Genomic DNA, 21977 nt, shown 5'->3' with positions numbered 1-21977 from the left:
CGGGGGTTGTGGGTCAGTAGCGGAGCGACGCGAGGTAGTCGAAGCCGACGCGGGCGGTGTCCAGGGCGTCGGCGGGCGTGCGCGGCGGGGTGCCGGCGTCGTCGCGCTCCACGATGTACTCCTCGATGCCGGCCTCCCGCTCGTGCGCGAAGATCCGGCCGAAGTCGATCAGGCCGTCGCCGAGGTCGGCGAAGCTGGCGTTGGTGTCCATGTCCTTGACGTGCACCTGGCGGATCCGGCCCCGGTGGGCGCGGATGATGTCGACCGGGTCGGCGGCGCCGCGCCAGGTCCAGAACAGATCGAGCTCGAAGTGGACCAGCCGCGGGTCGGTCTCACCGGTGAGGATGTCGAAGCCGGTCTGCCCGTCGGTCAGCGGCACGAACTCGAGCTGGTGGTTGTGGTAGCCGAAGTCCACCCCGGCCCGCTCGGCCATCCGGCCTGCCCGGTTCAGGTCGCGGGCGAGCGCCCGGTAGACCTGCGGGTCGCGGATCGGCTGCCCGGCCGAGTCCAGGCCGAACCAGGGGTGCACGATCTTCCGGCAGCCCACGGTGTTGGCATCGGCGAGGGCGCGCTCCCAGGTGTCGGCGTCGAAGGGCTGCGGGATACCGGTGTGGCCGGAGGTGGCCCGCAGGCCCGCGTCGTCGAGCGCGGCCCGGAACTGCGCCGCGGTCCGGCCGACGAAGCCGGCGTGCTCGACCCGGCGGTAGCCGATCCGCCGCAGCGCGTCGAGCGTGCCGGGCAGGTCGGCGGCGAGTTGGTCGCGAAGGGTGTAGAGCTGGATGCTGATCCGGTCCACCGGCACCCGCCGCCGGCCGCCGCCGTGGCCGCCGCCGGACGAGGCGGAAGCGGCCTCGGCGCCGAACAGGCCGGCAGCCCCGACGGCCGCCGCGGAGACGGTCGCGGCCCGGAGCAGCCCGCGCCGGCTGACCGACTCGGGCGCCTCGGGCTGCCCTGTGCTCTGGTCCATGGTGGTGTTCCCTCCCTGCCGGATGTTGCGGTCCGGCGGTTTCCGGGTCGACCGGCTGCCGCGCCCAGGCACGCCGGACCGGCCGGAGTGGGGCTCCGGCGCAACGGTCATGGTCGGCGTACGGGTGCGGGACGGGCCCAGGCGGGGCGCGCCACTGGCGGTGGGGCGGACAGCGAATCGACCGATGGGCAACTCTCTATCTGGTTCGTCACCGTACCCTTGTGGCCGGTCGATGGCAAAGGTTCGCTGTGGCGAGCAGAACTTTCGCTGCTGTGGACAAAAGTCGGCCGAGGGGTGCTCGCCGCACCGGTCGGCGCGGGACGCTCGTTGCCTCGTCGGACGGCCGGTGAGGCCCGCGCGGGGCGTGCTGCCCCAGCTGTGGCCGGCTGCGGAGAGAGCGGCGCTGGCGCCGATGCGCCGCACCGGCGGCCCGGCACACCGGTCGGTACGGGCGAAACCCGTCCGGCGGGGTGCGGGCGGGTGCGGACCGGATGGCGGTGTCGCGCCGGGTCGAGGTTGGCGCTACCGGTCGCCGAGCCCCAATGTCGGCCGGCCCTCACTTTTGCCGACCATTCGGCGCAGCTCGGCGAAATAGCACCGCTAATTGCTTCGCCCTTTATTCGTGAATTGCGTGGGGATGCGTGCAGGGCTTGGAGAGAATGTGGCGGAGGGGAAGCAGGAAACGGGGGGACGCATCATGAAGTTGAGACGGCGTTTGACGCTGTTGGGGGTAACCGTCGCGGCCGCTCCACTGATCCTGGCCGGCTGCACCGCCGACCACGAGGCGGGCCACCGGCCGGGTGGTGGCCGGGCCGCACCGCCGGAACTCACGGTGACTCCCGGCGACCAGGCGAAGGACGTGCCGATCAGCGCCGAGGTCGGCACCCGGGTCGCCGGCGGCCGGGTTACCGCCGTCCGGATCACCGACGACAAGGGCAAGGAGGTCAAGGCGGAGCCCCGCGAGGACGGTTCCGGCTGGGTGCCGAGCACGCCGTTGCAGCCGAAGCGGACCTACACCGCCGAGGTCACCGCGACCGGCGACTCCGGTAAGAGCACCACCCGGAAGACCACCTTCACCACCATGCCGAAATCAACCAAGCCGGCGATCACCAGTACGCTCTATTTCGCCGGCAACCGGACGTACGGCACCGCCATGCCGGTAACGGTGGCGTTCGACCCGCCCATTCCGAAAGAGGCCAGGGCGGATGTGCAGCGTCGGTTGTTCGTAAAGACGAACCCGCCGCAGCCGGGCGTCTGGTCGTGGGTCGCGGACGGCAGTCAGGTCTATTACCGGGCACCCGATTTCTGGCGACCGGGGACCACCATCAGTGTCCGCGCCGGTCTGGCCGGGCTGCCGATCGGCAAGGACCGGGTCGGCGACGAGGAGCGGACCGCGACCTCCAAGATCGGCCGTCAGGTGGCCCTGGAGATCGACAACGCCACCAAGCAGATGTCGGTGCTGCGCGACGGCAAGCTGGTCAAGAAGATCCCGGTCAGCATGGGTAAGCCGAGCACGCCGACCTCCAGCGGCAAGATGGTGATCATGGAGAAGCACCAGTTCACGACGTTCGACACCACGGGTTCGGCCGACCCCTACGTGGTCGACGTCGAGGACGCCCAGCGGCTCACCTGGGGCGGCGAGTTCATCCACGCGGCGCCGTGGTCGGTGGGGGACCAGGGCAGCACCAACGTCTCACACGGCTGCACCAACGTCTCCAACGAGGCGGCGGACTGGCTGATGAACACCACGCAGGTCGGTGATCTCGTCACCATCAAGGGCACCGAGGTGCCGCTCAACGAGGGCAACGGCTGGACCGCGTGGAACGTCAGCTGGGCGGAGTACGTGAAGGGCAGCGCCCTGCCGGTGCCGGCCGGGTTGGGCCCGGCGCCGAGCAGCCCGGCGCACCCGGGCGCGGTCGCCGGCGGCTCGCCGGCCCCGCACCCGTCGGTCAGCGGCGGCTGACCATCGCGTCATCAACCGGGCCGGCCCGCACCCCGCGGCCGGCCCGGGGCCCTTTACCCGGGCCGAGGCGTGGGCCGCCGACCGGAGCGTGGGCCGCCGACCGGGGCGGGGCCGGCGTACCCGGGGGCGGGTCAGGTCAGCGAGACGCGGGCCACTCCCGGCCCGATCAGGCTGCCCAGCCAGAGCTGGTCACCGTGCTGCCGTACGCCGGTGATCATCCAGTAGTCGCCGGCCGGGCCGTGCAGCGTCCGGTGGACCGTGCCGGCGCCGTCGACCAGCGCGACCAGCCCGTAGCGGCGCGGCTGCGGCTGCATCGCGTCCGGCAGCAGCGCGGCGAGCTGCCGCAGCCGGGGGTGCGGCAGCAGCCGCTCGGCGACCGGCACCCGCGGGCTGGGCAGCGCGATCCAGTAGGTGCCGTCGCCCACCGCGGAGAGATTGTCCGGGTAGGCCGGCAGGTCGGCCAGGACCCGTACCGCGCCGCCGGGCAGCTCGACCCGGAGCAGCCGGTGGGTGGTCGTCTCGACCAGGATCAGCGCGGACTCGTCCGGGGTCAGTGCAACGCCGTTGGGAAAGTAGAGCCCCTCCGCGACCACCTCGGTCCGCCCAGCACCGCCGGGCCGGTAGGCGAGCACCCGCCCGTTCGGGCGGTGCTCCAGCAGGTCCCGCTTCCAGTGCGAGACCGGAAACCGGTCGGAGCTGTCGGTGAAGAAGATGGTGCCGTCCCGGGCCACCGCCGCGTTGTTGGCCAGGTGCACCGGGGGCGCCGTCCCGGTCAGCTCGTGCACCGTCCCGTCCGGGGTGACCCGCAGCAGCCCCCGGTACGCGTCACAGACCACCAGCCCGCCGCCGGCCGGGTCGACCTCGATGCCGAGCGGACGACCGCCGGTCTCCGCCAGCAGGCGCGGCCGGGCGCCCGGGGGCGCGTCGGCGGGCCACCACCAGAGCCGCCCTTCCTCGTCCCCGCTCACCACCCGCCCGGCCGGGTCGACGACCACGTCCTCGGGGCCCACCGCGCCGTCGGGCAGCGGGAGCAGCTCGACGGCGTCGAGCCGCTGGTCGGTCGGGGCCCACGGGCCGGTCAGCGGGGGCGGCACGGTGGCCGGTTCACGTACCGGCCGGATCAGCCGCGGTGGCCGGGGGCGGGGGATGACCATGCGGCCATTCTCCACCGCCGATGCCCGCCGGGCCGCCCGACCGGCCGGGGCCGGCCGGCGCGGTGTCGTCACGGGCCAGCCGGCGTCGCCCTCGCCGGCGGCCGGGCCGCGTGTCGGGCACCCCGCCCCGGACCTGCGCCGCCGGGCGGTGTCGGGGGTCCCTCGGGGTCCGACCCTGGGTGTACCCGGATTCACTCTCGGGAGGGACGGAAATGTCAGGGGTCGGCGCTAGATTCAACGGCATGGGAGAGCGCAGCGACCGGTTCCACGTGCAGGTCAGCGTGGCTGAGCACGGCGTGGACGTGCGGGCGATCGGCGAGGTCGACGTCGCCACCGTCGGTGTGCTCCGCTCGGCGCTCTGGTCCGCGCCCGCCCGGCCGGTGCTGCGGCTCGATCTCTCCGGTGTGCGGCTGCTCTCCGCCGCCGGGGTGCGCGCGATCTTCGCCGCGCACCTGCGGATCCGGGCCCAAGGCGGGGAGCTGGTGCTGGTCGACCCCGATCCTGTGGTCACCCGGGTGCTGCGGGTCACCGGTCTGCATCGGGTCATCCCGATGGTCGAGTCGGCAGGGCGGCCGACGCCGTCGCAGCCGCTGGTGCTGGCGGCCTGAGCGCGGGGCCCCCGACACCGGTCGGCAGCCCCGCACCTCAGGTCAGCGCACGTCGAGCAGGTCCACCACGAAGATCAGCGTCTCGTTCGGCTGGATGACGCCCGCCGCGCCGCGCTCGCCGTAGCCGAGGTGTGGCGGGATGACCAGCCGACGCCGGCCGCCGACGCGCATCCCGACGACGCCCCGGTCCCAGCCGGCGATGACCTGCCCACCACCGAGCGGGAACTCGAACGGCTCGCCCCGGTTCCAGGACGCGTCGAACTCGCGCCCGCTGGAGTGCCCGACGCCCACGTAGTGCACGGTCGCGAGCTGTCCCGGCTGGGCCTCCGGGCCCTCGCCGACGGTGAGGTCCTCGATCGCGAGGTCCGCGGGCGGCGCACCCTCGATCGGGGCGACCTCGGGCTTGCCCGAGCCTGCTGCCTGGTTCATCCGGAGTCTCCTGCCGTACTGGGTGATGTGTCCGGTCAGGGACGATCCTGCCGGATAGCGACCGGCCGATGCGCGGCAACCCAGGTCGCGCCCGCCGGTGTCGGACGTACGGCACCGGCGGGCGTCACCTGAGGTGACGCCCGCCGGCGGGATTGGGTCGGTCAGCGCAGCCAGCGGTACCGCCGCACCACCGGGAGCTTCGCCCAGGCCCGGCCGAGGCCCAGGGTGTCGCCGGCGCCGGCCAGGGCGAGGACGGCCAGCACCGCGGCGTAGATCAGGTGGTCGTCCATGAACGGGTTGTTCTCCGGAGGCAGCACGGCGGTCCACATCATCACCAGCAGCAGCCCACCGGCCACCGCGGCGACCCGGAGGCCGATGCCCAGCAGCAGGGCGGTACCGACAGCCGCCAAACCGATCATGAACAGCCAGTCGGCCCAGGCCGCGCCGGCGATGCCGTGGTAGAAGCCCTCGAACGGGCCGGCCACCCCGAAGGCGAGGAAGCCCTTGGTGGGGCTGCCCCCGTTGATCCAGGCGGCCTTCTCCTCGGTCGCCAGACCCAGCCCGAACAGCTTGTCCAGGAAGGCCCAGAGGAACACCCAACCGAGCGCCAGGCGCAGCCCGGCGAGGAGGTATCGGACCGCCCGTTCCCGGGTCGGCTCGGCCGCCGCAGCGGTGGTCCTGGCGGCGGTCCGCTCAGTCGTCGCGGTCATGGTCTCCACGTCCCTTCTGGTCCCTCGCACCGCGCTTCCCGGTGGCATCTCCAGTGGACGCCCTGCACGGGGTGCGTCGGCAGGGCCGACCGGGCCCTGCCGGACCGGGACCTTGGACCCGTTTCCGGCCGGGTCCGACGGACCGGTCAGGCCGGCCGCGTGGCCCTGACCCGCGCCGCGAGCGCGTCATAGCGTCGCAGGTGGACAGCGATGAGGAGGCTGTGATGAGGACCTGGCAGGTGGGCGACGTGATGAGCCGGGAGGTCGTGACGGCGCAGGAGGGCACCCCGTACCGGGAGATCGTCGACCTGCTGATCCGGCGCGGCATCAGCGGGCTGCCGGTGACCGACGGGTTCCGGCGGGTGCTGGGCGTGGTGTCCGAGGCGGATCTTCTGCACAAGATCGAGCACAGCGGGGAGCCGGAGCAGCGGCGGATCTTCGAGGGCCGGCGGCGGCGCGGCGCGCGCGGCAAGGCTGACGCGCTGCTCGCCCGGGACCTGATGACCGCGCCACCGGTCACCACGTACGCCGAAGCGCCGCTGCCGGCCGCGGCCCGGCTGCTCGACCGGGAGCAGGTGAAGCGCTTGCCGGTCCTCGACGACCTCGGCCGGCTGGTCGGCATCGTGACCCGCGGCGACCTGCTCCGGGTGCACCTGCGCACGGACGCCGAGATCCGCGAGGACGTGGTGCGGGAGGTGCTGCACCGCATCCTCGCCGTCCGGGACGGACTGGTCACCGTCCAGGTCCGCGCCGGCGAGGTCACCCTGGCCGGTCGCCTGGACCGGCGGTCGGTCGCCGGGCTCGCCGGCCGATTGGCCGCCCGGGTGAGCGGCGTGGTGCGGGTGTCGAACACGATCGCCTTCGACGTGGACGACACCGCCCTGGTCGAGGAGGGTCGGATCACCCCGGTGGCCTGACTCCGGCCGCCCCCTGCGTCGGCCGGGCTGACCCCCGCCGCCCGGCCGACACCCCCGCCCGGCACACCCCCGCCCGCCGGGCGCGCCCTGCCGTGCCGGTGGCCGCCGCCGGTCGCGCCGCGCCCCGCCGTGCCGGTGGCCACCGCCGGTCGCGCCGCGCCTGGCCGTGCCGGTGGCCGTCGACTTCGCCGGAGCGGGCTCGCCGCTCCCGCTGCTCGCCTAGGCTCGGAACCGACCCTGCCTCGGATCCGTCGTCATGCGGCGAGCGTCGGGCGCAGAGCCCCGGTGAAGCGGTCGATGCGGAGGGCGCCGGGTGAGTGACGCGATGTTCTCGGCGCCGCTGTGGGCCTGGGCGGCGGTCACCGTCGTCATCGCCGTCATGCTCGCGGTGGACGTGCTCCTGCACCGCGACAACCACGTCATCGAGCTGCGCGAGGCGCTGGTCTGGAGCGGCGTGTGGATCGGCGCCGGGATCCTCTTCGGCCTGGTCATCTGGCTGTGGCGCGGCGGCGAGCCGGCGGCCGCGTACTTCTCCGGCTATCTGCTGGAGAAGGCGCTGTCGGTGGACAACGTCTTCGTCTTCGCGCTGCTCTTCGGGTACTTCCGGGTACCCGCCGGGCTCCAGCACAAGGTGTTGTTCTGGGGCGTGATCGGGGCGCTGGCGTTCCGGCTGGTCTTCATCTTCGCCGGCGCCCAGTTGCTGGAGCGGCTGTCCTGGGCCGGCGTGGTGCTCGGCGGCTTCCTGATCTGGACCGGCTGGCGGCTGGCCGTACGCGGCGAGCCGGACGTGGATCCGGAACGCAACGTGGTGGTGCGACTTTTCCGCCGGTTGGTGCCGACCGACCCCCGGTACCACGGCGACCGGTTCACCGTCCGCCCGGACGGGCGCCGGGCGGCCACCCTGCTGCTCGTCGCGCTGGTGGCGATCGAGGCCACCGATGTGGTCTTCGCGATCGACTCGGTGGCCGCGATTCTGGCCATCACCACCAACACCTTCCTGGTCTGGACCGCGACCGCCTTCGCCGTGCTGGGGCTGCGCAGTCTCTACTTCTGCCTGGCCGGGCTGCTGAGGCACTTCGGCTACCTCCGGTACGGGTTGGCCGCGCTGCTGGCGTTCGCCGGGGTGAAGTTGATCCTGGCCGAGACTCCGGTGGGGAAGCTGCCGCTCTGGCTCACCCTGGCGGTCGTGCTGGTGACGCTGACGGTGTCGATCGGCTGGAGTATCCTGGCCGCCCGGCGGGCGCGAGCCGGGTCGGCGCGCCACCGCCCGGGCGACGGGAGAGGCTGACCGCCCCGGTTTCCCGTCGAAGGGTGCTCACCGAGCGGGCCGCCCGGGCCCGGTCACCGGCCGGGCCAGCTGCCCGGCGAGCACCGCCGGCGCCGCTGCGAGCGAGGGGCCGTACCAGGTCAGGTGCCGGCCGGAGAGCAGGGCGCAGGGCGTGCCGGCAAAGGCCTCCGGGCCGTCGGCGGCGGTGAACCGGTACGGCTCGTCGGGCAGCACCACCAGGTCCGCGTCATGCCCGCGCAGCTCGGCCAGGTCCGCCCGGGGATAGCGCTCGGGATGTTCGGCGTAGACGTTCACCACCCCCAGCCGACGCAGCACGTCCCCGGCGAAGGTGTCGGAGCCGAGCACCACCCACGGGCGGCGCCAGACCGGCACCACCGCCCGGCGTACCGGGGCCAGCCGGGGCGGGTCGGCCCAGGCCCGGCGCGCGGCCCGCAGCCAGGCCGGCTCCTGCGCCGCGCCGAGCGCGCCGAGCAGGTCGGCCAGCTCGGTGAGCGCCTCCGGAACCGTACGCGGATAGGTCACCCGGACCGGCACCCCGGCGGCGGCCAGCGCGTCGGCGTCCGCGCGGCGGTTCTCCTCGACGTTGAGCAGCACCAGGTCCGGTCGGAGCGCGAGCACCCGCTCCAGGTCGGGGTACTTGCTGCCGCCGACGCGTGCCACGTCCAGGTCGGTGGGGTGGGTGCACCAGTCGGTCGCGCCCACCAGCACGCCCGGCAGCGTCACCGCCACCGCCTCGGTCAGCGACGGCACCAGCGACACCACCCGCATGTCCCACCTCCACGTGTCCCGGTCCCGGCATCCGGGCCGCCTCGATCATGCCCGGCCGTTGTCGATCCGGGCGGTGACGTCGAGGTGGGCGGGGCGGCAGCCGGCGGTGTCGACATAGCGGCGGATCGCGGTGCTCACGTGCTCACGCAGGCCGGCGGTCCGGGTGCCGGCCTCGATGTCCACCCGGATCCACAGGTCGGGCCGGGGTGGGTCGCCGGTCAGCACCACCCGGGCCCGGCGGATCCGCGGATCGCCGGTCAGGTCCCGTTCCAGCGCCCGGGCCAGCGCCGGCGCGGCCACCCGGGTCCGCCCGTGTCGGCCGGCGGGATGGACCAGCGTGCGCCGCGCGGGGGCGCGGGCGGCGCGCAGCTCCCGGTGCAGCAGCCGCTGCCCGGCCAGCGCGAGGAGCAGGCCGGCGACCGCCGCCGCCAGGGTGCCCCAGGGCGCCGCGAGGCGCCAGGCCCGGCGCACCCCCGGGCCGAGGAGCATCCCGCCCGGATCCGCGCCGGGCCACCGGCCGAGGTTCACCGCCAGCACCGCGCCCCCGGCCGCGACCAGCAGCAGCGCCACGACAGTCCAGAGCACCCGGTGCCCGGCGTTGGTCATACCGCCCGCCGGTGGCCGAGCAGCCGCACGTCGATCCGGCCGGGCCGGGGCGCGGCCAGCCGGTGCAGCTCCTGGTGCACGGCGAACTCGACCTCGTCGCGCGCCGCCGGATCGCCGGTGGCCGTCACCCGCGGTCGCCACTCGGCGCCGCGCCGATGGATCCGCACCCGGGCGCGCCGGATGCCGGGCACCGATCTGACGGCGACGGTCAGCCGGCGCTCCACCGAGCGGCGGTGCAGGTGCCAGCCGTCCCCGGCGTCCAGCCGGGTGGGCGACCAGCGCCGCAGTTCGGCGGCGAGGACGGCCAGGCCGAGCAGGATGACCGCCACGGCGAGGCCGCGCACCGCCGGGTCGTCCCACCGGGTGCTGCGCAGCGTCGCGGACCAGCCGGCCGGGTCGACCAGCAGCGCGGGGCGCCCCGCCGCGGCCAGCAGCGCCTCCACCGCGGCCAGCGCGCCGCCGACCAGCAGGGCGGCGGCCAGCAGCAGGGTGGCCAGCCGGTTGGCGGTACGCACCTCAGCCCCCGGCCGGCCCGCCGGCGTACCGGGGGATCACGTCGGCACCGTGGTGTCCGCGCCCGGCACGACCACGTCGTCCACGGTGACGGTCACCTCCCGTACGGCCAGCCCGGTCGCCGCCTCCACCCCGTCGATCACCGCCGCCCGCACCGCGTCGGCGACCGCCAGCACGCTGCGGCCGTACCAGGTGACCAGTTCGACGTCGACGCTCGTCGAGTGGTCGTCCAGGCGGACCGCGACTCCGTACGGTCGGGCCGGCACCGGGACCAGCGCGTACACCCCGGGCACCAGCAGCGCGGCGTGGGCGCTGATCCGAGCGACCGCCTCGGGGGTGACCCGGGTACGGCCGCGCCCGGTGCGGTCGGTCATCGCTGCCGCCGTCCGGGTGGTCACCGTCGGCGGGGCGCGCGGGTCCGGTCGCCGAGCCCGGTCACCGCGAGATCCCCGTCCAGCACCCGGACCACGAGCCAGCCGAAGAGGCCGGCCAGCACGGCGACGGCGGCCACCCAGACCCCGGCCGTGGCCCAGACCGCCACCACCAGGAAGCCGGCGAGAAAGCCGAACTGCTGTCGCGACATGGCACCTCCCGGCCGGCCCGCTACCGGCGCGGATGTGGATACACGCTGCCGACCGTGCCGGAACGTGAGCACGGCTGTGATCCGCGTCACATCCTCATCGTGCTGGCGCCGAACCGAGTTGCCGGGAGGCGGACGGCCCGGCGCGGCCAGGGCCATGATCCACCCCCTAGACTCGCCCCCGGCGACCGATCGGCGGATGGATCAGGCGGATGACGAGCACCGGCAGTGGCGACGGGTCCTTGCTGCGGGCGCTGCCCACGGCGGGCGGACGGGCGGCGGTGCTCAGCCGCGCCGGGCACCGGGTCCACGCCGGGCACCGGGTCAGCGAACTGGTGCAGGGACGACCGCCGGGCATCACCGGACACCAGTGGAGCGCGGCCGGTCGGGAGGGGTTCGACTTCGTGGTCTGCGCCGCGGACACCGGACTTCCCGTGGTCGCGGTGGAGATCGGCCCCGCCGCGCCGGCGGGCTCGGCCGCGCAGCGCGCCGAGCGGATGAAGAACGCCGTCACTGCAGCCGCCGGCCTGCCGGTGCTGCGGATCGAGTCACCGACACTGCGCGCCGCCGACCACGGCCGCCGCCTGGTGGAGTACGTGCTCGACGCTCGCGGCTACGCCGAGGCGACCGGCGGGCCGGCCGCGACCGGAGACCCGGACGAGCCCGCCCCGGTGGGGTTCCGCGAGATCCTCGGCCGGCTCCCCGACGGGCGCACCGGGCACGTGAACGACCTCGGGGCGCTGGCCCGTGCGGCCGCGGTGGAGGCGTACGTGGCCCGCCGGCTGTTCGACCCGATCGTCCGCGGGCTGCACGTGCGCTGGGCCGACGGGCCGGCGGAGGGCTGGAGCTGGGTGGAGGCCCGGCCCGGCGTGTGCCTGGTCGAGCGGGTGTCGGTGTGGGAGCACCGTTTCTCCTGCGGGATCGACCCCGCACGGCTCGCCGAGGATCTGGCCGCCGTCGCCGTGGGGGAGCGGCTGCGCGATCTGGCCACCGACGAGGCGACGCTCACCCCCCGAGAGGCGCTGGACGCCGATATTCGCGGGCTGAGCGCGCGGCGCGACGAACTGGTGGACGGCTTCGCGTTCGACCACCTCTGCGCCGACTGACCCGCCCTTTCCGGCCGTCCGCGAACCGGGCGGCAATTTTCTCCGACCGCGGTTGAACCGTCGGCGCGGCCGTTCCGTACTCCAGCGGGAATGGACAGGACCTCCCCCGTCCGCGGCACCGGACGCGGGAGGCGGTGTGGATAGAGGCATCGTCGGTCATCGACGTGCCACGGTGCGTGACGGTCACTGCGGCCGGGGCGCGCCCCTTCAATTCCGCCGGTCCGCCGAAGGCACGGATCCACTACCGGATCGCGAAGGAGAACAATTCGATGCGCAGGTCCACTCGGGCGCGCCGGTCATCCGGTAACGCGCGGAGCAAGCGTCTGCTGGCCGTGGTCGGCACGCTCGTGGTCTTCGGCGGAATCGTCGCCGTGACCCAGATCTCGTCGGCCGAGGACCGGCGGTCCGGCAACACCCGGCCGGCAGCGGGTGCCTGCGTACAACCGAGTCCCGGGGCCACCGCTCCGGGCGGGCGCGGCTCCACCAGCCGCACCTGGCAGGACGGCCGCTGGGTACGCAACCACTGGGGCGACGGGCAGCAGTCGGTCGCCGAGTGCGAGCAGGGCACCGGTGGTGGCGCAGGTACGCCGAGCTCGGCGATCGCCTGCCCGGACGTGGCGGGCGAGCTGCCGGAGGTGCCAAACCGGGCCCGGGCCGAGGTCGACCGTAACCTCGCTCAGCTGCAGGCCCAGATCGCCGAGGCCGACCGCCGGCTCGCGGCCGACGGCAGCCGGGGCGAGGCATTCGTCCGCAGCGCGATCCTGCAGCCGCTGGCCAGCAAGCGCCGCGCCACCCTGGCCCGGATCACCACCGCGATCGACCGTTTCGGCCCCCGCCCCCAGGGGCTGGCGCAGCTCGCCGAGTGCCAGGTCCAGCCGGTGGAGAACGGTGGCGGTGGCACCCCCGGCGGCGGCAGCAGCCCCAGCACCAGCAGCAGCCCCGGTGGCGGCAACAACGGCGGCGGCAACAACGGTGGTGGCAACGGTGAGCCGGGCGCGGGTCTCGGCGTGCTGGCGAACGACTGTGACGACAGCCAGCTGCAGCCGCACGACGGGTTCCAGAACGGCAACCGGTGCGTCAGCACCGAGTTCGGCGAGGTCGGCGCGGCGGCGAACAACCCGTCGTTGCTGATCACCGACTTCCCGAACGAGGTCGGCCGCAACCAGGCCTTCACGCTGCGGGTGAGCACCCGCAACCTGGTCCGGGACCGCTTCCTCGCCGCCGGTCAGGGTGGCTACTACGTGGAGAGCTCCCTGCTCAACGAGCAGGGCCTGGTGCGCGGCCACTTCCACACCGCCTGCCGGATGCTGGACAGCCTGGACGCTCCGCCGCAGCCGCAGGAGGTGCCCGCGTTCTTCGTGGCCACCGAGGACGGCCGGGGTGGCGCGGAGCCGGACGAGGTGACCATCCAGATCCCCGGCCTGCCGGAATCCGGTGTCGCGCAGTGCGCGGTCTGGGCCGGTGACGGGTCGCACCGCCTGCCGATGATGGAGCGGGCCAACCAGACGCCGGCCTTCGACGCGGTGCGCATCGAGGTCAACTGAGGGTCGTACCGCAACGGCCGGGCCGCGCCGGGGATCTCTCTCCGGCACGGCCCGGCCGTCGTTCTGTCCGGCCGGCTACCGGGCAGGCCCGCGAGCATGAGTACGGCCGGCCCTCGGCGCGGCCCGGCCGTCGTCGTGTCCGGTGGGCGACGCGGGCGGCCCCGCGAGCATGAGTACGGCCGGCCCCGGTGGGGCCGGCCGATGTCTGCCGGTGGCGACGGAGTTGCCGGGCCCGGCGTCGGGCCCGGGTCGCCTGGATCAGCGGTTCTTGTAGGCCTCGACGACCTCGACCGGAATCCGGCCCCGCTCGGAAATCTTGTAGCCGTTCGTCACGGCCCATTCCCGGATCGCGCGGTTCTGCTCCCGGTCCATTCCCGCACCGCCGGTCCGGGTCGTCCGCCGCGCGCCCCGGGGGCTCTCCACCGGCCCGCGCCCGATCCGCCGCCCGGCGCTGATGTAAGGGTCGAGCGCCTTACGCAGCACGCCGGCGTTCTCGTCGGAGACGTCGATGGTGTAGCCGACGCCGTCGAGGCTGAACTCGACCGTCCGGTCGGCCTTTCCGCCATCGAGGTCGTCGGTCAGCACCGTGATTACTTTTCTCGCCATCGCCGATTACTCCCTGTCTACGGCCGGGGTGTCGTCAAAGTTTGACCCACCATGCCGGTAAACCGCAAGAATATGGCAGTTTTCATTTCGGCGAGTCGCGCTTTTCCGGCCGGGCTAAAACGTGCCGGATCCAGGAATCGGCCGATGCGTTCATTCACCGAGCAGGCCGGCGTGACCTGCGAGGGCGGCGGCCTCGGCCCGGCTCGAGACCCGCAGTTTTCGCAGTAGCGCGGCGGTCATCCGTTTCACCGTTCGCTCGGAGACGTGCAGTTGGTCGGCAATCTCGAACGTGTTCCGGCCGGCCGCGATCAGGCGGAGCAACTGCCGTTCCTCGCCGTCCAGATCGACCCGGGCCCCCCGGGCCGGCCCGAGCAGCCCGCGCAGCAACTGCGCCGGGAGCACCGCCCAGCCCGCCAGGATGGCCAGCAGCGGCGGCAGCAGCTCCTCCGGCTCACTGCTCTTCGGCAGGAACCCCTCGGCGCCGGCCCGCAGCGCCTCCAGCGCCGGCGCCGGGTCGTCTCCGCCGGACATGGCCACCACCCGTACCCGGGGCGTGGTCCGCCGGATGGCGGCCACCGCGCGGATGCCGCCCGGCGGTGGCATGTGCAGGTCCACCAGGGCCAGGTCCGGCATGCAGCGGCTGACCAGGGCGGCGGCCGCGGCGGCGTCCCCGGTCGAGCCCACCACTTCGGCCCGCCCGTCGGTGCTCGCCGGGAGCAGCAGCTCGATGCCCCGGACGAAGAGGGGGTGATCGTCCACGACGACGAGCCGGATGGTCGGCAGTCGCATGTCTGCTCCCTTCCCGAGTGGGTACCGATCATGCGGGTATGCACCGGTACGAGGGGAGTCGGGGCGGATGCGTGAACGGCACGGGTTGCAGGGGTTGCTACGCGGTTTCCGGCGGGTCGGCCCGGACCGGGGTGATGGTGGCCTCCGGGCGGGCGGCGACCCGGAACTGCTGCTCCGGGTGCTCTGTCACGAGTTCCGCACTCCGGTCAGCACGCTCACCTCGCTGACCCGGGCGCTCGCCGACGACGGGCGGGTGCTCACCGGCGCCGACCGGCTGGCGATCACCCGGCTCGCCCGAGACCAGGCCGTGCACCTACAGGAGCTGCTGCGCGACGCCACCGCGAGCACGGGCGCGCTGGCCCTGACGGCGCAGCCGGAGCCGGCGGTGCCGCTGGCCGGGATCCTGCGGGAGGTCGCCACCCTGGTGCCGGTCCACCGGCGGCGGGCCCGGGCGACCCGACTGGCCGCCGACTGCCCGGTGCCCGCCCGCCGGACCCGGCAGGTGCTGGTCAACCTGGTGGAGAACGCGCTGCGGCATGGGCCGGCCGACGGCCAGGTCGGGCTCTACGCGGCCGTGCGCCGACCGGGCCTGCGCCTGCTGGTGACCGACGAGGGGCGGGTGGACGACGCGCTGCTCGACGCGCTGCGCCAGCCGGTGCCCGCCGCCGGGATGTCCGGCCTGGGGCTCTGGATCGTCCGCCAGCTCGTCACCGCGGACGGTGGCGCGGTGCACGTGCACCGGCTGCGCCCGCGCGGCGTGGCGCTGGAGGTGCTGCTGCCGTACGCCGGGCACGGCTGACCCGGGCGGGTCGCCGGTTGGCCCGCCCGGGCCACCGGGGTGGGAAGTCCCCGGTGCCAGCGGTCGGCGGCGCCGAGGAGGCCGGGTAGATGTTGAGCCACCTGAAGGACCTGCAGTTCGAGGCGAAGCCGGACGGCCCGGACGCCGCGTTCGCCCGCCGTCTGCAGGAGATCCTGGGTGGCAAGTGGGGCGAGATGACCGTCGCGCACCAGTACCTCCACCAGGGGTGGAGCTGCCGGCTGCCGGGCCGGTATCGGGACCTGCTGCTGGGCGTCGGCACCGAGGAACTGGGCCACGTCGAGATGATCGCCACAATGATCACCCGGTTGCTGGAGAACGCCCCGCTGATGCTGGAGCAGGCCGCCGAGGACAACCCGATGGTGGCGGCCGGCTACGCGGGCGCCAACCCGGCGCACCTCGTCCACGGCGGCGGTGCCGCGCTCCCGGCGGACAGCGCCGGTGTGCCGTGGACCGGCGCGTACCTCACCGCCGGCGGCAACCTGCTGGCCGACTTCCAGCTCAACGTCACGGCCGAGGCGCAGGGCCGGCTCCAGGTCGCCCGGCTGTTCCAGATGACCGACGACCCCGGGGTCAAGCAGCTGCTCCGCTTCCTGCTGGCCCGCGACACCATGCACCAGAACCTCTGGCTCGCCGCCATCGAGCAGCTCCGGGAGGACGGCCTGGCGCAGATGCCGGTGCCGGAGGCCTTCCCGGACGGCAGCCCGCGGGCGCACGCCCCGGAGCCGCTCCTGTCGCCCGGTGACCCCCGCCTGTACGGCACCCCGGCGCTGGACGTCGACCCGGTCCAGAGCCCGCTCAGCTGATCCCGTCGCGCCGGGTGGCGCCCGCATCTTCAGGAGGTGTGCCGTGACCGAACTCGTGCTCCGTCCGCTCGCCGACGCGTTCATGCAGGTGGGCGTCTACGTCGCCGTCATGGTGGCACTCTTCGGCTGGCTGCGCTGGCGCTACGGCGACCGGGTCACCGACGGGCTGACCAGCCGCCCCCGCCTCGGCCCGCTGGTCGGGGCGCTGCTCGGAGTCAGCCCCGGCTGCGGCGGGGCGATCATCCTGATGCCGCTCTACGCACGCGGCAAGGTCTCCTTCGGCACCGTCGTCGCCGCGTTGGCCGCGACCATGGGCGACTCCTCGTGGGTGGTGCTGGCCTGGAACCCGGCCTTCGCGCTCAAGATCCACCTGCTGCTCTTCGCGGTCGGGTTGGTCACCGGGTACGTCGTGGACGCGCTCGGCATCGACCCGGCGAAGACCCCGCGCCGGAATCGCGCCGCCCGGGCCGCCCGCGAGGCCCACCCGGAGCCGGCCCTGGTCGGGGCGTCCGGCGCCGGCCCGGCCGGCCTGGCGGCCGTGGGCGGGCCCGACCTCGCGTCGTCCCGCCGGCTGCTCGGCGGGTTGCTGCCCCGGGTGCCGGCCTCGACCGCGTTCTGGGGGCTCACCACGCCGGCCTTCGCGGTCTCGGTGCCGGTCGTCTTCCAACTGGTCGACCCGACCGTGCTCACCCGCGCGTTCGGCGGGATCGACCCGTACCTGGCGCTCGGCGTGCTCGGCACGGCCATCGCGGCGCTGATCTTCGCGACCGGGCGGGGGCGGCTGGCCGACGACACCCTGGAGACCGCGCAGCCCCGGTCGCTGCGGGCCACCCTGCGCCACAGCGCGCACGAGGCGTCGTTCGTCACGGTCTGGGTCGGGGTGGCCTATCTCGGCTGGCAGGTGCTGACCATGACCACCGGCTTCGACGGCTCGCAGCTGGCGGTGACCGGGCTGATCGGGGTGCTGGTCGGTGCCGCGATCGGGCTGATCCCCGGCTGCGCGGTGCAGATCGTCTTCACCGGGCTCTACGTCAGCGGCGGGCTCCCGCTGCCCACCCTGGTGGCCAACGCGATCAGCCAGGACGGCGACGCGCTGATCCCGCTCGCCGCGATGCGCCGGCACTCCGCGGCGCTGGCCACCGTGATCACCACCATTCCGGCCGCGGCCGTCGGCGCCGCGCTGCTGGTCCTGCTCTGAGCAACCGTGAGGGAGGCGCTCATGTCGTCGCATCCGTTGGTCCCGGTCGCCCGTACCCGGGTCAAGCTGGTCGTCTTCGCCGCGCTGACCGCCGTCGCGCTGGCCGCCGGGCTGCCCGGCTGGACGGTGGCCGCCCTGGCCCTGACCAGCCTGGCCATCCCGGTCGCGGTCGCGCTGGCCGGTGGTCGCCCGCTGCTGCGTGACCTGCTGTTGCCGCCCCGCCGGGCGGCCCGCGTCAGTGGTCTGGCTCACACCCCGGAAGAAAGGGAACGCTTTGTTACTTGAGCCTGACACGCTCAACTCAACGCGATAGCAGGTGTTCGATGGCAACTCTTCCGGTACTTCCTCTGACCGACGCCGTGCTGCTGCCCGGCATGGTCATCCCGGTGACCCTCGACCCGACCACCCAGGCCGCGGTCGACGCGGCCCGCGCGACCGGCGACCAGACGCTGCTGGCCGTGCCCCGCATCGACGGCGAGTACGGCCCGATCGGCGCGGTGGCCACCATCGAGAAGGTCGGCCGGCTGCCCAGTGGGGAGCCCGCCGCCGTGATCCGCGGCCTGTCCCGCGCCCGCATCGGCTCCGGCGTGCCCGGACCGGGCGCCGCCCTCTGGGTCGAGGCGACCGAACTGCACGAGCCCGCCCCCGCCGGCCGGGCCCGGGAACTCGCCCGCGAGTACCGCGCCCTGGTGACCGCCGTGCTCCAGCAGCGCGGCGCCTGGCAGGTCATCGACGCCGTGGAGCGGATGACCGATCTCTCCGAACTCGCCGACTCGGCCGGCTACGCGCCCTGGCTGAGCCTGGACCAGAAGACCGAGCTGCTCGCCGCGCCGGACGTCACCGCCCGGCTGGAGCTGCTGGTCGGCTGGGTGAAGGACCACCTGGCCGAGCAGGAGGTCACCGAGCAGATCAACAGCGACGTGCGCGAGGGGCTGGAGAAGTCCCAGCGGGAGTTCCTGCTACGCCAGCAGCTCGCCGCGATCCGCAAGGAGCTCGGTGAGGACGAGCCGGACGGCTCGGCCGACTACCGCAGCCGGGTGGAGAGCGCCGAGCTGCCGGAGAAGGTCCGCGAGGCCGCGCTGCGCGAGGTCGGCAAGCTCGAGCGGGCCAGCGACGCCTCGCCCGAGGCGGGCTGGATCCGGACCTGGCTGGACACGGTGCTGGAGATGCCGTGGGGCACGCGTACCCAGGACAACACCGACCTGAACGCGGCCCGCGAGGTGCTCGACGCCGACCACGCCGGTCTGGCCGACGTGAAGGACCGCATCCTGGAGTACCTGGCGGTGCGCAACCGCCGCGCCGAGCGCAACCTCGGCGTGGTCGGCGGGCGCGGCTCCGGTGCCGTGCTCGCCCTGGCCGGCCCGCCCGGAGTCGGCAAGACCAGCCTCGGCGAGTCCGTCGCCCGGGCGCTCGGGCGCAACTTCGTCCGGGTCTCCCTCGGCGGGGTCCGCGACGAGGCGGAGATCCGCGGTCACCGGCGCACCTACGTCGGGGCGCTGCCCGGCCGGATCGTCCGCGCGCTGCGCGAGGCCGGTTCGATGAACCCGGTCGTGCTCCTCGACGAGGTGGACAAGCTGGCCGCCGGCTACGCCGGCGACCCGGCCGCCGCCCTGCTGGAGGTGCTCGACCCGGCGCAGAACCACACCTTCCGGGACCACTACCTGGAGGTCGACCTCGACCTGTCCGACGTGCTCTTCCTGGCCACCGCGAACGTGGTGGAGTCCATCCCCGGCCCGCTGCTGGACCGGATGGAGCTGGTCACCCTGGACGGTTACACCGAGGACGAGAAGGTGGCCATCGCCCGGGACCACCTGCTGCCCCGGCAGCGGGAGCGGGCCGGGCTGACCGCCGACGAGGTGACGGTGGCCGACGAGGCCCTGGCCCGGATCGCGGGGGAGTACACCCGGGAGGCCGGTGTCCGGCAGCTCGAGCGTGGCCTCGCCAAGATCCTGCGCAAGGTGGCGGTGGCCCTGGCCGACGACCCGACCCCGGTCCAGGTCGACACCGGGAACCTGGCCCGCTACCTGGGGCGGCCGAAGTTCACGCCGGAGTCGGCGGAGCGGACGGCCGTGCCCGGCGTGGCGACCGGCCTGGCGGTCACCGGCGCCGGCGGCGACGTGCTCTTCATCGAGGCCACCAGCATGGAGGGCGAGCCGGGGCTGACCCTGACCGGCCAGCTCGGCGACGTGATGAAGGAGTCCGCGCACATCGCGCTGTCGTACCTGCGGTCGAACGGGCGACGCCTCGGCATCGACCCGAACGCCCTGGCGGCGCGCCGGATCCACGTGCACTTCCCGGCGGGCGCGGTGCCCAAGGACGGCCCCAGCGCCGGCATCACCATGGTGACCGCACTGGCCTCGCTGGTAACCGGCCGACCGGTCCGGCCCGAGTTCGGAATGACCGGCGAGGTGACCCTCTCCGGTCGGGTGCTGCCCATCGGCGGGGTGAAGCAGAAGCTGCTCGCCGCGCACCGGGCCGGCCTGACCGAGGTGATCATCCCGGCCCGCAACGAGCCGGACCTGGACGACCTGCCCACCGAGGTGCGGGAGGCACTGACCATCCACACCCTCGCCGACGTGTCCGACGTGCTCGCCCTGGCACTGCGCCCGGCCGAGATCGACACCGAGTCGCGGGACGGTTCGGCGCTCGCCGCCGCCTGACGGCTACCAAATCGGGGAGCCCCCGATCACCGCACCCGCGGTGGCCGGGGGCTTCCGTCGTCCGCGCCTCGGCGGTCCGGCGGGCCCGTCCGGCGGGTCCGCCGGGCGCGCCCTCGGCCGGTCGGCTCAGCGGCGCTCGCGCCGGTCCCGCCGGTCCGGGCCGCCGGCGAGGCGCCGGTCGTCGTCGTACCCGCGGCCACGCCGCTCGCCGCCGTCGGTGTCGCGGTCGCGGCGCACCGTCGCCTTGCGCCCCTTGATGGTGCTGCCGCGCAGCCCGGCGATCACCTCGTCGGCCACCGCGATGGGGACCTCGATCAGCGAGAACCGGTCGGCGATCTCGATCGAGCCGACGTCCCGGCCACTGACCCGGGTCTCCCCGGTGATCGCCCCGACCAGGTCCTGCGGGCGTACCCCGGCCCGCCGGCCCAGCCCGACGAAGACCTGGGTGGTGCCTCCGGTGCGGGGTCGGCCCGCGCCGCGCCGCTCCGGCCGGCCGCCCTCCGGGCGCCCCTCACGCGGGCCGCGCACCGGGATCTGCGGGATCTCCTCCTCGTCCTCGTCCGCGCCGGGGGAGGCCGCCTCGTGCGCCAGCTTCACCGCGGCGAGCGCGACCTCCATCAGGTCGAACTCGTCGGTCAGCGACTCCACGATCACCCGGAACGAGTCCAGGTCGTCCTCGAGCAGGCTCTCCCGCAGCGCCGCCTGGGTCAGCTCCAGCCGCCGGGTACGCAGGTCCGCGACGGTGGGGATCTTGTCGATCGCGATCCGCTGCCCGGTCACCCGCTCGATGGTCTTGAGCATCCGGTGCTCGCGCGGCTCGGCGAGGGTGATCGCCACCCCCTCCCGCCCGGCCCGCCCGACCCGACCGATCCGGTGCACGTACGACTCGGGCGCCGACGGCACGTCGTAGTTGACCACGTGGGTGAGCTGCTCGACGTCGAGGCCGCGGGCGGCCACGTCGGTGGCGACCAGCAGGTCGGCGGTACCCGCGCGCAGCCGCCCCATCACCCGGTCGCGCTGCTCCTGGCTCATCCCGCCGTGCAGCGCCTCGGCCCGGTAGCCCCGGCCGTTCATCGTCTCGGTGAGGCGGTCCACCTCCTCGCGGCTACGGCAGAACACGATCGCCGCGGTGGGCGACTCCACGTCCAGCACCCGGCCCAGCGCGGCCGGCTTGTGCGCCCGGTTGACGATGTACGCGCTCTGCCGCACCCGGGGCGCCTCCCCGGCGACCGGCTGCTCCCGCTCGATCTGGATCCGCACCGGGTCGGTGAGGTGCTGCCGGGCCATCCCGTCGATCCTCGACGGCATGGTGGCCGAGAAGAGCACCGTCTGCCGCTCCTGCGGCGCGTGTTCCAGGATCGCCTCGATGTCCTCGGCGAAGCCCATGTCGAGCATCTCGTCGGCCTCGTCCAGCACCACGGTGGCGAGCCCGCCCAGCCGCAGCGTGCCCCGGGCGATGTGGTCCAGCGCCCGGCCCGGGGTGGCCACCACCACGTCGACCCCGGCGTCGAGGGCGCGCAGCTGCCGGCCGATCGGCTGACCGCCGTAGATCGGCAGCACCCGGGTGCCGAGGTCCTTGCCGTACCGGTGGAACGCCTCGGACACCTGCACGGCGAGTTCCCGGGTCGGCACCAGCACCAGCGCCGCCGGGTCGCCCGCCGACCGGTCCGCCGGCATCCGCTGCAACAGGGGCAGCGCGAAGGCGGCGGTCTTGCCGGTGCCGGTGGCCGCCTGGCCGAGCAGGTCCTGCCCGCCCAGCAGCGGAGGGATGGCCTCCCGCTGGATCGGGGTGGGCTCCTCGTAGCCGAGGGCGGAGAGCGCGCCCAGCAGCTCGGCGCGCAGGCCGAGGTCCGCGAAGCCGGTCGCCTCATCGGTGCCGGGGTCGGTCGGGTGGGTGTCTTCGGGTGCCGAACTCATGTGGCAAGCCTTTCATCACCGCCTCCGGCCC

The 21977-nt window shown here is 74.4% G+C and carries 23 protein-coding genes; 11 read left to right on the top strand and 12 right to left on the bottom strand.

Going from position 1 to position 21977, the window contains the following annotated elements; translation table 11 throughout:
* Window positions 1-13 precede the first annotated feature (13 nt).
* Window positions 14-967, bottom strand: coding sequence for a sugar phosphate isomerase/epimerase (locus tag ACIP9D_RS01415; RefSeq protein WP_350876270.1), 954 nt, complete (start codon window positions 965-967; stop codon window positions 14-16).
* Window positions 968-1664: 697 nt separating this feature from the next.
* Between ACIP9D_RS01415 and ACIP9D_RS01410 the strand changes: the two genes are divergently transcribed.
* Window positions 1665-2930: an Ig-like domain-containing protein gene (locus ACIP9D_RS01410; protein WP_350876268.1), complete on the top strand. Its 1266-nt coding sequence runs from the start codon at window positions 1665-1667 to the stop codon at window positions 2928-2930.
* Between the two features lie 131 nt (window positions 2931-3061).
* Here ACIP9D_RS01410 and ACIP9D_RS01405 read toward each other — a convergent pair whose 3' ends face one another.
* Complete coding sequence (locus ACIP9D_RS01405; protein WP_350876266.1) at window positions 3062-4084, bottom strand: SMP-30/gluconolactonase/LRE family protein; 1023 nt, start codon at window positions 4082-4084, stop codon at window positions 3062-3064.
* A gap of 242 nt (window positions 4085-4326) precedes the next feature.
* On the opposite strand from ACIP9D_RS01405, the gene ACIP9D_RS01400 reads away from it, so the two are divergent.
* The gene (locus ACIP9D_RS01400; protein ID WP_350876264.1) at window positions 4327-4692 is read left to right on the top strand and encodes an STAS domain-containing protein; all 366 of its coding nucleotides are present in this window, start codon (window positions 4327-4329) and stop codon (window positions 4690-4692) included.
* Between the two features lie 42 nt (window positions 4693-4734).
* Here ACIP9D_RS01400 and ACIP9D_RS01395 read toward each other — a convergent pair whose 3' ends face one another.
* Entirely contained in the window at window positions 4735-5121 is a 387-nt protein-coding gene (locus tag ACIP9D_RS01395) for an FKBP-type peptidyl-prolyl cis-trans isomerase (RefSeq protein WP_350876262.1), read from the bottom strand.
* Between the two features lie 161 nt (window positions 5122-5282).
* The gene (locus ACIP9D_RS01390) at window positions 5283-5840 is read right to left on the bottom strand and encodes a hypothetical protein (RefSeq protein WP_350876260.1); all 558 of its coding nucleotides are present in this window, start codon (window positions 5838-5840) and stop codon (window positions 5283-5285) included.
* A gap of 215 nt (window positions 5841-6055) precedes the next feature.
* Between ACIP9D_RS01390 and ACIP9D_RS01385 the strand changes: the two genes are divergently transcribed.
* Together ACIP9D_RS01385 and ACIP9D_RS01380 are read left to right on the top strand one after the other, a co-directional pair.
* Window positions 6056-6748, top strand: a complete 693-nt coding sequence (locus tag ACIP9D_RS01385) for a CBS domain-containing protein (protein WP_350876258.1) — start codon at window positions 6056-6058, stop codon at window positions 6746-6748.
* Window positions 6749-7073: 325 nt separating this feature from the next.
* Window positions 7074-8036: a TerC family protein gene (locus ACIP9D_RS01380; RefSeq protein ID WP_350876477.1), complete on the top strand. Its 963-nt coding sequence runs from the start codon at window positions 7074-7076 to the stop codon at window positions 8034-8036.
* Between the two features lie 27 nt (window positions 8037-8063).
* Here the strand turns inward: ACIP9D_RS01380 and ACIP9D_RS01375 are convergent, their stop codons facing one another.
* From ACIP9D_RS01375 to ACIP9D_RS01355, 5 genes are read right to left on the bottom strand one after another with little or no spacing between them, the layout of a single operon-like run.
* Window positions 8064-8804: a helical backbone metal receptor gene (locus ACIP9D_RS01375; protein WP_350876256.1), complete on the bottom strand. Its 741-nt coding sequence runs from the start codon at window positions 8802-8804 to the stop codon at window positions 8064-8066.
* A gap of 45 nt (window positions 8805-8849) precedes the next feature.
* Complete coding sequence (locus ACIP9D_RS01370) at window positions 8850-9410, bottom strand: hypothetical protein (RefSeq protein ID WP_350876255.1); 561 nt, start codon at window positions 9408-9410, stop codon at window positions 8850-8852.
* Window positions 9407-9925 (bottom strand): DUF6286 domain-containing protein, encoded by a 519-nt coding sequence (locus ACIP9D_RS01365; protein ID WP_350876253.1) that lies wholly within the window; start codon window positions 9923-9925, stop codon window positions 9407-9409. The genes ACIP9D_RS01370 and ACIP9D_RS01365 overlap by 4 nt, the downstream gene beginning before the upstream one ends.
* 36 nt (window positions 9926-9961) lie before the next feature.
* Window positions 9962-10297, bottom strand: a complete 336-nt coding sequence (locus ACIP9D_RS01360) for an Asp23/Gls24 family envelope stress response protein (protein WP_350876251.1) — start codon at window positions 10295-10297, stop codon at window positions 9962-9964.
* Window positions 10298-10317: 20 nt separating this feature from the next.
* The gene (locus ACIP9D_RS01355; RefSeq protein WP_350876249.1) at window positions 10318-10506 is read right to left on the bottom strand and encodes a hypothetical protein; all 189 of its coding nucleotides are present in this window, start codon (window positions 10504-10506) and stop codon (window positions 10318-10320) included.
* A gap of 209 nt (window positions 10507-10715) precedes the next feature.
* Between ACIP9D_RS01355 and ACIP9D_RS01350 the strand changes: the two genes are divergently transcribed.
* Window positions 10716-11609: a DUF2726 domain-containing protein gene (locus ACIP9D_RS01350; protein WP_350876247.1), complete on the top strand. Its 894-nt coding sequence runs from the start codon at window positions 10716-10718 to the stop codon at window positions 11607-11609.
* A 269-nt stretch (window positions 11610-11878) separates the two neighbouring features.
* Window positions 11879-13153, top strand: a complete 1275-nt coding sequence (locus tag ACIP9D_RS01345; protein ID WP_350876245.1) for a hypothetical protein — start codon at window positions 11879-11881, stop codon at window positions 13151-13153.
* A gap of 258 nt (window positions 13154-13411) precedes the next feature.
* Here ACIP9D_RS01345 and ACIP9D_RS01340 read toward each other — a convergent pair whose 3' ends face one another.
* Both ACIP9D_RS01340 and ACIP9D_RS01335 read right to left on the bottom strand, forming a co-directional pair.
* Window positions 13412-13759 carry an Lsr2 family protein gene (locus ACIP9D_RS01340; protein WP_350876244.1) on the bottom strand — a complete coding sequence of 116 codons (348 nt, stop codon included), beginning with the start codon at window positions 13757-13759 and terminating at the stop codon, window positions 13412-13414.
* Window positions 13760-13909: 150 nt separating this feature from the next.
* Window positions 13910-14548 (bottom strand): response regulator transcription factor, encoded by a 639-nt coding sequence (locus tag ACIP9D_RS01335; protein ID WP_350876242.1) that lies wholly within the window; start codon window positions 14546-14548, stop codon window positions 13910-13912.
* Window positions 14549-14615: 67 nt separating this feature from the next.
* Here ACIP9D_RS01335 and ACIP9D_RS01330 point away from each other — a divergent pair, with 67 nt between their 5' ends.
* The 5 genes from ACIP9D_RS01330 to lon all read left to right on the top strand — a co-directional run bounded on the left by ACIP9D_RS01330 (window position 14616) and on the right by lon (window position 20029).
* A complete protein-coding gene (locus ACIP9D_RS01330; protein WP_350876240.1) occupies window positions 14616-15347 on the top strand; it encodes a HAMP domain-containing sensor histidine kinase in 732 nt (243 codons plus the stop codon).
* Between the two features lie 89 nt (window positions 15348-15436).
* Complete coding sequence (locus tag ACIP9D_RS01325) at window positions 15437-16171, top strand: manganese catalase family protein (protein ID WP_350876238.1); 735 nt, start codon at window positions 15437-15439, stop codon at window positions 16169-16171.
* Between the two features lie 43 nt (window positions 16172-16214).
* Window positions 16215-17369 (top strand): putative manganese transporter, encoded by a 1155-nt coding sequence (locus tag ACIP9D_RS01320; RefSeq protein ID WP_350876236.1) that lies wholly within the window; start codon window positions 16215-16217, stop codon window positions 17367-17369.
* A gap of 21 nt (window positions 17370-17390) precedes the next feature.
* Window positions 17391-17654 (top strand): hypothetical protein, encoded by a 264-nt coding sequence (locus tag ACIP9D_RS01315; RefSeq protein WP_350876234.1) that lies wholly within the window; start codon window positions 17391-17393, stop codon window positions 17652-17654.
* A gap of 38 nt (window positions 17655-17692) precedes the next feature.
* On the top strand, window positions 17693-20029 hold the full coding sequence (gene lon / locus ACIP9D_RS01310; RefSeq protein ID WP_350876232.1) for an endopeptidase La: 2337 nt from the start codon (window positions 17693-17695) through the stop codon (window positions 20027-20029).
* A 126-nt stretch (window positions 20030-20155) separates the two neighbouring features.
* On the opposite strand, the gene ACIP9D_RS01305 is transcribed toward lon, so the two are convergent.
* Window positions 20156-21946, bottom strand: coding sequence for a DEAD/DEAH box helicase (locus tag ACIP9D_RS01305; RefSeq protein ID WP_350876231.1), 1791 nt, complete (start codon window positions 21944-21946; stop codon window positions 20156-20158).
* Between the last annotated feature and the right edge of the window lie 31 nt (window positions 21947-21977).

The organism is Micromonospora sp. NPDC093243 (assembly GCF_044753725.1).
Classification (GTDB): domain Bacteria; phylum Actinomycetota; class Actinomycetes; order Mycobacteriales; family Micromonosporaceae; genus Micromonospora.
The sequence above is the reverse complement of the archived record's forward strand: the minus strand, read 5'-3'. Positions and strand labels throughout refer to the sequence as shown.